The organism is Nonomuraea composti (assembly GCF_012034275.1).
GTDB classification, from domain to species: Bacteria; Actinomycetota; Actinomycetes; order Streptosporangiales; family Streptosporangiaceae; genus Nonomuraea; species Nonomuraea composti.
The window spans coordinates 91,261-101,766 of record NZ_JAATEP010000042.1 but is presented as its reverse complement, the minus strand read 5'-3'; the positions used below and the strand labels follow the sequence as shown (position 1 = coordinate 101,766).

The window sequence follows — 10,506 nt, the reverse complement described above, 5'->3', positions numbered from 1 at the left end:
TTCGAAGCCCTCGGGGACGGGGGCCGGGCGCGGGACGGACAGGCGGCGCTCGGCCTCGGCGCAGAAGTCGAGGAAGTCGGTGAAGTAGAGGCCCTCCTCGTAGAGGTGGTTGGTGGCGTACATGAGGTTGCCGAGCGAGGTCTGGCCGGAGCGGATGGCGAGCACGGCGGTGCCCGCGACGGCGAGCGGGATCGCGGCCACGGCCAGCAGGATGCCGAGCGCGACGTAGACCAGCGCCGTGCCGAGGCCGCCCAGGGCCTCGCCCACGAGCTTGGCCACCGTCTGGCGTCGGGCGAGGCCGAGCATGACGTCCTGCTCGGCCCGGGCGACCGCGTCGTACATGCGGAGGAGGAAGCCGCGCATCGTGAACGCCCGCACCTCGGCGGCGGGGCCGCGCTCGGCCAGGAGCTGGCCGATGATCCACTTGCGGCGGCGGGCCGGGATGAGCGCGTACATGGTGGAGTAACGCATGCGGGCGCTGCGGACCGCCGCCCAGGCGTCGGGCAGGACGGCCAGGAGGAGGAGCGGCAGCAGGACGGGATGCAGGACGCCGAGCACGCCCGCGGCGGCCACGATGCCGATGGCGGCGGTGACGACGTCGATGGCCGAGGCGACGACCGAGTCGGCCATGGCGACGCCGCGGCTGCTGGCACGTTCCATGGCGTCGTGGAAGTCGGGGTCGTCGTAGGCGACGAGCTCCACCTGGCTGGTCAGGCCGTAGAGGCGCTCCTCGGTGAGGCGGGCGATCTGCGGGGTGAGGCGGGCCTGCGCCCAGCCCGCGCCGGACTGGGTCGCCGTGCGCAGCACGGCGGCGGCGCCGACGAGGGTGAGGGCGGGCAGGGCGGCCATGACGCGGCCGGGGGTGGGGCCCTCGCTGAACAGCGCGGTCAGGACGCCGGTGGTGGCCAGCAGGCCGAACGCGGTGAACACCCCTCCCAGGAGGTTGAGGACGACGGTGGCCAGGGTGTCGCGGGGGCTCGCCTGCCAGGCCATGCGCATGGCCTGGCCGACGAGGGAGGGCAGCCTCCTGGCGATGGTGAGGAAGCCGACCTCCGCCATCTTGTCGGTGTGGGCGTACCAGGTGGAGAAGGAGATCTCGCCGAGTTCGAGCGGCTCATTCTGCATGCACTGAGTGTGCACGTGACCACCGACAGTTTCCGGCACTCCGGCACAGCGGCCATATCACCGTGATAGGGGCAACTTGCTACGTCTCCCCGAGGAGGTGGTGCGCATACCGTCACAACACCCCCAACTCCCGGAGGAGGCTCCGTGTCAAGACCGCTCCGCATCACGCTCTCCGCCGTCCTGAGCCTGGCGTTCCTGCTGGTCACCGCGCCCGCTCAGGCCACCGCCCTGGTCACGGTGCTCAGGTACGACGCCGGCCGCGCCGCCGAGTTCAGCGCCACCGTCGACCAGGCGGCCCAGGTCTGGAACGCCAACGTCGCCAACGTGCGGCTCATGCGCGGCACGCCCGCCCACTTCGTCGTGTACGCCGACAACGGCTGGCCCCGCGCCCTGCCCACCAGCCTGGGCCGCGGCACCGTCTGGATGGGCCGGCAGGCCGTGAACCAGGGCTACTACCCGCTGCGCATCGCCACCCACGAGATCGGCCACATCCTGGGGCTGCCGGATCGGCGCACCGGCCGGTGCTCCGACCTGATGTCGGGGTCGAGCGCGCCCACGAGCTGCACGAACGCGACGCCCAGCGCCGCCGAGCGGGCCGAGGTGGACCGGAACTTCGCCGGTGCGACGCCGCTGGTCGAGTTCGGGCGGCTGCACGAGGAGCGGTGAGCCCTGAGGTGGTGAGTCCCAAGGTGGAGGGCCGGTGGCGCGAGTGCCGCGCTGCCGGCCTGCGGTGAAGGACGGTGGCGCGAGTGCCGTGCCGCCGGCCTGCGGTGAAGGACGGTGGCGCGGGCGCCGCGCCACCGTCCCCCCGAGGCGCGCCCTGGGCTCAGGCGCACGTGTAGCCGGACGGCAGGGACGTGTCACCGTTCGGGCGGGTGCCCTGGAAGCCGAACGACGTGCTCGCCCCCGCCCCCAGCGCCCCGTTGTGCGCGGCGTTCCGCACGGTGACGGTCTGGCCGGAGGTGGCGAACGTGCCGTTCCAGCCGCCGCTGACCGCGCGCCCCGGCGGGAGCGTGAAGGTGACGGTCCAGCCGGTGCGGGCCGCCGTCCCGGTGTTGGTGACGGTCACCTGGATGACGTACCCGTTGCCCCACTGGCTCTGCGTGGCCGGCGTCGCCGTGCAGCCGCCGCCCGTGCCGCCGCCCGTGGTCGTCAGGGTGACGGTGCCGGAGCGGGCGGAGCGGTTGCCGGCCGCGTCGCGCGCGTAGACGGCGAAGGTGTAGGACGTGTTCGCCGTCAGGCCGGTCAGTGCGGCCGAGGCGGTGGCGGAGGTGGCCGCCGCCGTCTCGGCCGAGCCCTGTAAGCGGACCACGTCGTAGCCGGTCACGCCCACGTCGTCGGTGGAGGCCGTCCAGGTGAGGGTGGCCGAGGAGGAGGTGACGGCGGAGGCGACGGGGGTGCCGGGCGTGCTGGGCGGGCTGGTGTCGTCCTGGCCACCCGGCTCGTACGTCAGGCCGAACCCCTGCGGGAACAGCGGCGTCTTGCCGTCACCCGCGTTGATCGGCTGCTGGGAGGCGCTGCTCATCCAGGTCATGGGCAGCTTGCCGGTCGGCTGCGCGGCCCCGAACAGGACGTCGGCCACGCCCTGCCCCTCGGTGCCCGGCAGCCAGGCGGCCACCAGCGCGTTCCAGCCGGGCAGCTGGGCGGCGATGTCGAGGGGGCGGCCGGAGACGAGCACCACGACGACCGGGACGCCGGAGGCGCGCAGGGTGTTGATGGTGTTCAGGTCGGTGCTGTCCAGGCCGAGGCCGCCGGGGCGGTCGCCCTGGGTCTCGGCGTACGGGGTCTCGCCGACGACGGCGATGGCGGCCCGGTAGGAGCCGTCGATGCCGCTGCCGTCGCGGCTGTAGGTGACGGTGGTGCCGGAGCCCACCATGTTCCTGATGCCCTGGAGGATGGTGGTGCCGGTCGTGATGGTGCCGGAGGAGCCCTGCCAGGAGATCGTCCAGCCGCCGCTCTGGTTGCCGATGTCGTCGGCGCTCTTGCCGGCCACGAACAGCTTGCCGCCGCTCTTGGCGAGCGGCAGCAGGTTGCCCGCGTTCTTCAGCACGACCTGCGACTTCGCGACCGCCTCGCGGGCCAGCGCCCGGTGCGCCGCACTGCCGACGGTGGAGGTGTACGACCGGTCCGTGCGCGGCTTCTCGAACAGCCCGAGCTCGAACTTCTTGGTCAGGACGCGGCGCACCGCGTCGTCCACGCGCGCCGTCGTGACCCGCCCGGCCTGCACCTCGGTCCGCAGCAGGTCGATGAAGCGCCGCCACTCGACGGGCACCATGACCATGTCGATGCCGGCGTTCACGGCGGTGCGCACGTCCTGGGCGGAGGTGCCGGGCGAGCCGTCGATCTGGTCGATGCCGTTCCAGTCGGAGACCACGAACCCGTCGAAGCCCAGCTCGCCCTTGAGCACCGTGCTGATCAGGTACTGGTGGCCGTGCAGCTTGGCGCCGTTCCAGCTGCTGAAGCTGATCATCACGGAGCCGACCCCGCGCTCGACGGCCTCCTTGAACGGCGGCAGGTGGATCGCCCGCAGCTCGGCCTCGGACAGCTCGGTGTTGCCCTGGTCGGTGCCGCCGGTGGTGCCGCCGTCGCCGACGTAGTGCTTGGCGGTGGCCAGGACGGAGGCGGGGCCGTTCAGCGCGCTGCCCTGCATGCCGGTGATGATCGAGGCCATCGACGACGGCAGGTCGGGGGTCTCGCCGAACGACTCGTACGTGCGACCCCACCGGTCGTTGCGGGCCACGCACAGGCAGGGCGCGAAGTTCCAGTCGATGCCGGTGCCGGACACCTCCTCGGCCACGGCCCGGCCGATCCGCTGGGCGAGGTCGGGGTCGCGGGTGGCGCCGAGGCCGATGTTGTGCGGGAAGATCGTGGCGCCGTAGACGTTGTTGTGCCCGTGGACGGCGTCGACGCCGTAGATCACGGGGATGCCGAGGGGCGTGGCCAGGGCCGCGTTCTGGTACCTGTCGTACATGTCGGCCCAGCCTGTCGCCGTGTTCTGCGACGGCGCCGACCCGCCGCCCGACAGCACCGAGCCGAGCCGGTACGTGGTGACGTCGGACTCGCTGACCGACCCGCGCTCGGCCTGCGTCATCTGGCCGAGCTTCTCATCCAGCGACATCCGGGACAGGAGATCGGAGACGCGCGTGGCGACGGGGAGGGTCGGGTCCTGGTAGGGGAAGGCGGCGGCCTGGGCCGCCACGGTGGTGCCGGGTGCCGCGGTGAGGGCCGCGGCGGCGAGCATCAGCGCGGCGGCCCTGCTCGTCCATCTTCTGCTCGGGTTGCTCATTGGCACGCTGCTCCGCGCTCGGCTCGAAGGGTGATTTGGGAGCGCTCCCAAACGCACTCTAGGTGACAACTGCTGAGTTTCCCGGGGACGCGGGCGCCGCCACCCCGGCATCCCCCGAGCACCAGGGAAAACGGGCCCCGAACGGGTGAAAGTTTCAGCGCCGCTTTACCGCCCGCGAGGACCTGCCGGCCATGCAAGGAGGAAAGCGCTTTCCAGCCTTCGCCGCCGGCAACGCCGAGCGGGCCCCGGCTACGGGAGGAACACGCCGACGGCGCTGATAGGGGCATGAGACCGTCATCAGTTGATCAACACCGCTGAAGTCGTCCCGGTCCGCCGCAGGTGCGCCCGATAACGTGCCCGATGTCCGCAAGCAGCGGCATCACGACCGGCCTCGGGGGAGCTCATGTCGGGTGGATGGACACGGCGCGCCCTCCTGCGCGCGGCCGGCGGGGCGGCACTGGGCACCGGGCTCGCCACCGGGATGCTTCCCGGCCCGGCCGAGGCGGCCGCGCGGCCCGCGGACCTGCGGGCCCGATGGCGGGCCCTGCTGCTCGGCGAGGGCTTCGACCGCGGCGCGGAGCCGTATCGGAGCGGGCTGGCGGAGCTCGGCCGGGCGGCGTCCCGGCACGGGGAGTCGATGCGCCCGCGACCGGGCGCGCTCTGGCGCGGCCTGCCCTACGCGGGCCCGCCCGCGATCGGGATCGCCCAGCGGCACGGGCTCGCCTACGCGGGCCCGGCGGGGATCGGGATCACCCAGCAGCACACACTCGTCCAGGCCGGCGCGACCACGGCCAAGACACGAGGCCCCGCGATCAGCGACCCGGGTGCGCTGTCGGGGAACCTGCACGAGAGCTTCACCCGGCTGAGGGTGATGGCCGAGGCGTACGCGCAGCCCGGCACCGGCGTGACCGGCGACGCCGCGCTGGGCCGGGCCGTGCTGGCGGGCCTGGACCACCTGCTGGCCGACGTCTACCGCCCCGGCACCACCCCGTACGGCAACTGGTGGCACTGGCAGATCGGCGGCCCGCAGGCCCTGCTGGACACCGCCCTGCTCATGTCGAGCCAGACCAGCGGCCGCAGGGCGGCGGCATGCTGCGCGGCGGTGGACGCGTTCGTGCCGGGCTCGGCCGTGGGCAGCTACACGGGCAGCAGCACGGGCGCCAACCGGGTGGACCTGTGCCGGGTGCTGGCGCTGCGCGGCGTGCTCGGCGGCGACGGCGCGCGGATCCAGCTCGCCAGGGACGCGCTGACCCCCGTGTTCGTCCCGGTCACCGAGGGCGACGGCTTCTACGCCGACGGCTCCTTCATCCAGCACCGCTACGTCCCCTACATCGGCGGTTACGGCACGGCGCTGTTCAGCGGCGTCGCGATGCTGGGCGCGCTGCTGCGCGGCACCCCCTGGGACCTGGACGGCCCCGAGCTGAGGGCGTTCCTGGGGACGGTGGACGAGGCGGTCGCGCCGTTCGTCTACAACGGGCTGCTCATGGACAACGTGGCCGGGCGCGGCATCAGCCGGGCCGGCCAGAGCGACCACACGCGGGCGCAGGGCATGCTCGCCTCGATCGCGCTGCTGGCGGAGGTGGCCGGCGGCGAGCGCGGTGAGCGCTGGCGGGCCATGGTGAAGGGCTGGCTGGAGCGCGGCCGGCCGGTGGCCGCGAACCGGTCGCTGGGCGTCGCCCGTACGGCGAGGCTCCTGGCCGTGTCCGGCGGGAAGGGGCGGGCGGCGGCCGAGCCGGTGGGGCACCGGCTGTTCCCCAGCATGGATCGCGCGGTGCACCGGCGGCCCGGCTGGGCGGCCTCGGTGAGCATGGCGTCGCGGCGGGTGGCGCACTACGAGTACGGCAACGGCGAGAACGCGCGGGGCTGGCACACGGGCGCCGGCTGGCTGTCGTGGTGGGGCGACGGGTTCGGGGCCGACCAGTACGCGGACGCGTTCTGGGCGACGGCGGACCCGTACCGGCTGCCGGGGATCACCGTGTCGGCGCGGCGGCTGGCCGACGGCGAGGGCGGCGCGTGGGGGCTGCCCCGTCCGGACGCCGCCTGGGTGGGCGGGACGACGGACGGGGAGTTCGCCGCGGTGGGGCAGGATCTGCGGGGGCTGGGCGGCACGCTGACGGCCAGGAAGGCGTGGTTCTTCCTGGACGACTGCGTGGTGTGCCTCGGGGCCGGCATCACGTGCGCGGACGGGGCGCCGGTGGAGACCGTGGTGGACAACCGCAACCTGGGGGCGCGCGGCGAGGCCGCCGTCCGGGTGAACGGCGAGCGCTGGAACACCGGTGGGGCGAAGGCCGGCGGCCACGGGTGGGCGGGCGCCGCGCGGGGACGGCGGGCCGGGGTCACCTGGATGCACGTCCCCGGCCACGCCGGCTATGTCTTCCCCTCCCCCACGGACGTGCACCTCCTGCTGGAGGCGCGGACCGGCTCCTGGCGGGACGTGAACGCCGGCGGCTCCCCCGACCCGATCACCCGCCGCTACCTGACGATGTGGCTGGACCACGGCCGCGACCCGGCCGGCGCGGCCTACGCGTACGTGCTCATGCCCGGCGCCACCGCGCAGGCGACCCGCGCCAGGGCGGCGGCGCGGGGCCGGCTGCGGATCCTGGCCAACGACCGGGACGCGCAGGCGATCAGGGTGCCGGAGCTGGGCCTGACGGCGGCGAACCTGTGGGCGCCGGCCCGCGTGGGCCCGATCGCGGCCAGCGCTCCGGCGTCCGTGCTGATCCGCGAGCGCGCCGACGGCACCGCCCAGCTCTGCGTCTCGGACCCGCCGCGCGGCGCCGCCGCGCTCGCCCTCGCCTGGGACCGCCCGGTACGCGAGGTGCTGTCGGCCCCACCGTCGGTCCGGGCGGCCGGCACGGGCGACTCGCTGCGCCTGACCTTCGGCGACCTGCGCGGCACGGCGGGCGCCACCCAAAAGATCACGGTCTCCCTGGCGTGACACCCGCGAGCCCGCCATCGCCCGGGGCTGACGCCCGCCTGCGTTCTACCGCAGGGCCTTGGGATCGCGCTCTCCCGGCCTGACCACGGCGGACAGCAGGCGGTCGGCCTCGGCGGCGATGCGCGGCAGGTCGGCCGCCGGCTCCTCGGAGCGGGCCAGCAGCATGCCGCCCTCGCACAACGCGCCGAAGACGAGCCGCGCGCGGGCGTCGAGGTCGCCGTCCGGTGCCAGCCCGGCCGCGACGGCGAGGCTCAGGCCGTCGCGCAGGATGCGCAGCATGTGATCGTGCTCGATCGCCCGCACGGTCTCCCACCCGAGGACGGCGGGCGCGTCGAGCAGCACGATCTGCCGGAACCCGGGGTCGAGGCAGTGCTCCAGGAAGGTGCGGCAGCCGCGCCGCAGCGCCGTCCACACGTCGCCCTCCTCGGCGGCGACGGCGAGCAGCTTGGCGTCCACCGCCTCCAGCTCGGCCACGAACGCCGCCCGGAACAGCTCCGCCTTGCCGCCGAAGTGGTGGTAGGCGGCCCCCTTGGTCACTCCGGCGGCGGCGGCGACCGCGTCGATCGAGGTGGGCGCGTATCCGGCGGCGCCGAACCGCTCCCGCGCGGCCCGCACCAGCCGCCCCGTGGTCTCGTCGGAACGCTCTGCCTGGGTCCGGCGGATCATCGTGCTCCCGTTGACTTACATACTCGCGGTACGTAACTTCGAACATAGTTACGTACTCGGAGTATCTCAGTGGAGCGCTCATGTCACCACCGCACATCGCCGTCTACGGCGCCACCGGCCACACCGGCCGCCTGGTGGCGGCCGACCTGCACGACCGGGGCATGCAGGTCGTCCTGGCCGGGCGCGACGGCAACAGGCTCAAGACCCTGTCCGAGGAGCTGGGCGGCGCCCGCGTGCACCAGGCCGCGATCGACGAGCCCGCCGCGTTACGGGACCTCGCCGGCTCGGCGGACGTGCTGATCCACTGCGCGGGCCCGTTCACGGACACCGGCGCGGCGCTGGCCACGGCCGCCGCCGAGGCCGGCTGCCACTACGTGGACCACGCGCTGGAGCAGCACCACACGAAGTGGATGTTCGAGGCGATGCAAGGCCCGGCCCGCGCGGCCGGCATCACCATGGTCACGGCCATGAGCTTCTACGGCGGGCTGGGCGACCTGCTCGCCGGCGCCGCCGCCACCGGCCTGACCGGGATCGACCGGGTGATCACCGCGTACGCGGTGTCCGGCTGGCGGCTGACCACGGGGGCCAGGAAGACCGCCGAGCTGCTGTTCGCCGACACCCGGCGGATCACGTACACCGACGGCGCCCAGCACGTCGGCTACGTCGAGCCGCGCAACGCCGTCTTCCCGTTCCCGCCGCCGCTCGGTCCGCGCACGATGATCGCGCCGGTGCCGTTCCCCGAGGTCGTCACGGTGCCCAGGCACGTGGCGGCGCGGCAGGTCGAGGCGCAGCTCACGGCGCACACGTTCGAGGAGGAGCAGGCGTTCACCAGCGAGCACGTGGACGCCGCCACCAGGGCGGGCTCGCAGTTCACGGTCGCCACGCAGGTGATCACGGAGGGCGGCGGCGGCCGGGCCGGCCAGGCGCGCGGGCAGGACCTGTGGCGCATGAGCGCGCTGGCCTCGGTCGAGGCGGCCGTCCGGCTGGCCGGCGGGCGAGGCCCGGGGGCGGGCGTCTTCGGCCCGGCCGAGGCGTTCCCCGCCGAGCCGTTCCTGCGGGACCTGGAGCGGCTCGGCCTGTTCAGGCTCACCTTGCAGGAGGCGAGATGATCCCGGCCGCCTTGGAGGAGGAGAGATGATCATGCCCACTTTGGAGGAGGAGCGATGATCCTGGTCACGGGGGCGGCCGGCGGGCGGCAGGGCTCGACCGGGCGGCACGTCGTGGAGCTGCTGCTGGAGCGCGGCGAGAAGGTACGCGCCTTCGTGCGCGCCGACGACCACCGGGCCGCCGCGCTGCGCGAGCTGGGCGCGGAGGTGGTGGTGGGCGACCTGCGCGAGATCTCCGACGTCCGCCGCGCCATGCGCGGGATCAGCCGGGCGTTCTTCACCTATCCGGTCACGGCGGGCCTGATGGACGCGACCGCCGCGTTCGCCGCCGCCGCCAAAGAGGAGGGGGTGACGCGCGTCGTCGAGGTGTCGCAGCTCGACGCCCAGCCCGAGGCGGGCACGCCGCGGATGCGCCGGCACTGGCTGTCGGAGCAGGTCTTCGACTGGGCCGGGGTGGGCGCGGTGCACCTGCGGGCGGCGGTGTTCTTCGAGAACCTGGCCGTCGTCGTGGCCGCCGCGGGCCGGCTGGCGCTGCCGCTGGGCCCGCCCACCACGCGGATCCCGCTGGTCGCCGCCGAGGACGTGGCCCGCGTGGGGGCCGGGCTGCTGCTCGATCCGGCGCCGGCCGACCCGGTGTGCCCGGTGACGGGCCAGATGTCCACCGCCGGGGAGGCGGCGCGGGCGCTCGGCGTCGAGTACGTGGACGTGCCGCCCGACGAGTGGGAGGCGGGGGCGATGGACGTGTACGAGGACGCGTACGCGGTCGAGCACCTGACCCACCTGTGGGCGCTCTTCCGCTTCATCGGCACCGGCGACCACCCGCTCTACCGCGTCACGGAGACCATCGAGCGGTACGGCGGCCGGGCTCCCCTGACGCTGCGGGAGTTCGCGGCCGGATAGCCGACCCCTTTTCCGACAAGATCGCGCCATGTATGGTCAAGGAAAGAAAGTTTCACCCATGGAGGAAGAGTGGGCAAGAAGCTTCACCTGCTGGCGCTCCCCCTGGCCGCCGCCGCCGTGACCGCCCTCGGCGCCCCGGCACACGCCGCCGAGGGGTACGACCGGTGCCAGGACGGCTACTACTGCATGTTCTCGGGCCTCGACGGCACCGGCGACATCATCCAGATCAAGACCGACACCCCCGACCTGGCCGCGCTCGGCATGGCCGACCGCGCCAAGTCCGACTGGAACCGTACCGACTCCTGGATCCACCTCTACTCCGAAGCCGGCTACGGCGGCTGCTCCGCGGTGACCCAGCCGCGCGACAAGGGCAACTTCTTCGTCAGCTTCCGCGACTTCTTCAACTCCGTCCGCTTCGACGGCGCGAACGGGCCGTCCTGCTTCGCCACGTTCAAGGGCTCGGTGTCCGACTCGCACGGCTGACC

8 protein-coding genes are annotated in these 10,506 nt (G+C 73.9%); 5 read left to right on the top strand and 3 right to left on the bottom strand.

Annotation, left to right across the window (positions count from 1 at the left end; translation table 11 throughout):
* Positions 1 to 1,125, bottom strand: a 1,125-nt coding sequence (locus HCN51_RS41625; RefSeq protein WP_487353034.1) for an ABC transporter ATP-binding protein, incomplete at its 3' end; no start/stop codon positions are given.
* A gap of 144 nt (positions 1,126 to 1,269) precedes the next feature.
* Here HCN51_RS41625 and HCN51_RS41620 point away from each other — a divergent pair.
* Positions 1,270 to 1,791, top strand: a complete 522-nt coding sequence (locus tag HCN51_RS41620) for a snapalysin family zinc-dependent metalloprotease (RefSeq protein ID WP_168017535.1) — start codon at positions 1,270 to 1,272, stop codon at positions 1,789 to 1,791.
* Between the two features lie 160 nt (positions 1,792 to 1,951).
* Here the strand turns inward: HCN51_RS41620 and HCN51_RS41615 are convergent, their stop codons facing one another.
* On the bottom strand, positions 1,952 to 4,411 hold the full coding sequence (locus HCN51_RS41615) for a glycoside hydrolase family 3 N-terminal domain-containing protein (protein ID WP_240973789.1): 2,460 nt from the start codon (positions 4,409 to 4,411) through the stop codon (positions 1,952 to 1,954).
* Positions 4,412 to 4,814: 403 nt separating this feature from the next.
* Here HCN51_RS41615 and HCN51_RS41610 point away from each other — a divergent pair, with 403 nt between their 5' ends.
* Positions 4,815 to 7,349 carry a polysaccharide lyase 8 family protein gene (locus HCN51_RS41610; RefSeq protein WP_206068491.1) on the top strand — a complete coding sequence of 845 codons (2,535 nt, stop codon included), beginning with the start codon at positions 4,815 to 4,817 and terminating at the stop codon, positions 7,347 to 7,349.
* Between the two features lie 45 nt (positions 7,350 to 7,394).
* Here HCN51_RS41610 and HCN51_RS41605 read toward each other — a convergent pair whose 3' ends face one another.
* Positions 7,395 to 8,015, bottom strand: a complete 621-nt coding sequence (locus tag HCN51_RS41605; protein ID WP_168017534.1) for a TetR/AcrR family transcriptional regulator — start codon at positions 8,013 to 8,015, stop codon at positions 7,395 to 7,397.
* 80 nt (positions 8,016 to 8,095) lie between these two features.
* Here HCN51_RS41605 and HCN51_RS41600 point away from each other — a divergent pair, with 80 nt between their 5' ends.
* The 3 genes from HCN51_RS41600 to HCN51_RS41590 all read left to right on the top strand — a co-directional run bounded on the left by HCN51_RS41600 (position 8,096) and on the right by HCN51_RS41590 (position 10,504).
* Entirely contained in the window at positions 8,096 to 9,124 is a 1,029-nt protein-coding gene (locus tag HCN51_RS41600; RefSeq protein WP_168017533.1) for a saccharopine dehydrogenase NADP-binding domain-containing protein, read from the top strand.
* A 54-nt stretch (positions 9,125 to 9,178) separates the two neighbouring features.
* Positions 9,179 to 10,021 carry an NAD(P)H-binding protein gene (locus HCN51_RS41595; RefSeq protein WP_168017532.1) on the top strand — a complete coding sequence of 281 codons (843 nt, stop codon included), beginning with the start codon at positions 9,179 to 9,181 and terminating at the stop codon, positions 10,019 to 10,021.
* A 69-nt stretch (positions 10,022 to 10,090) separates the two neighbouring features.
* Complete coding sequence (locus HCN51_RS41590; protein WP_168017531.1) at positions 10,091 to 10,504, top strand: peptidase inhibitor family I36 protein; 414 nt, start codon at positions 10,091 to 10,093, stop codon at positions 10,502 to 10,504.
* Positions 10,505 to 10,506 lie beyond the last annotated feature (2 nt).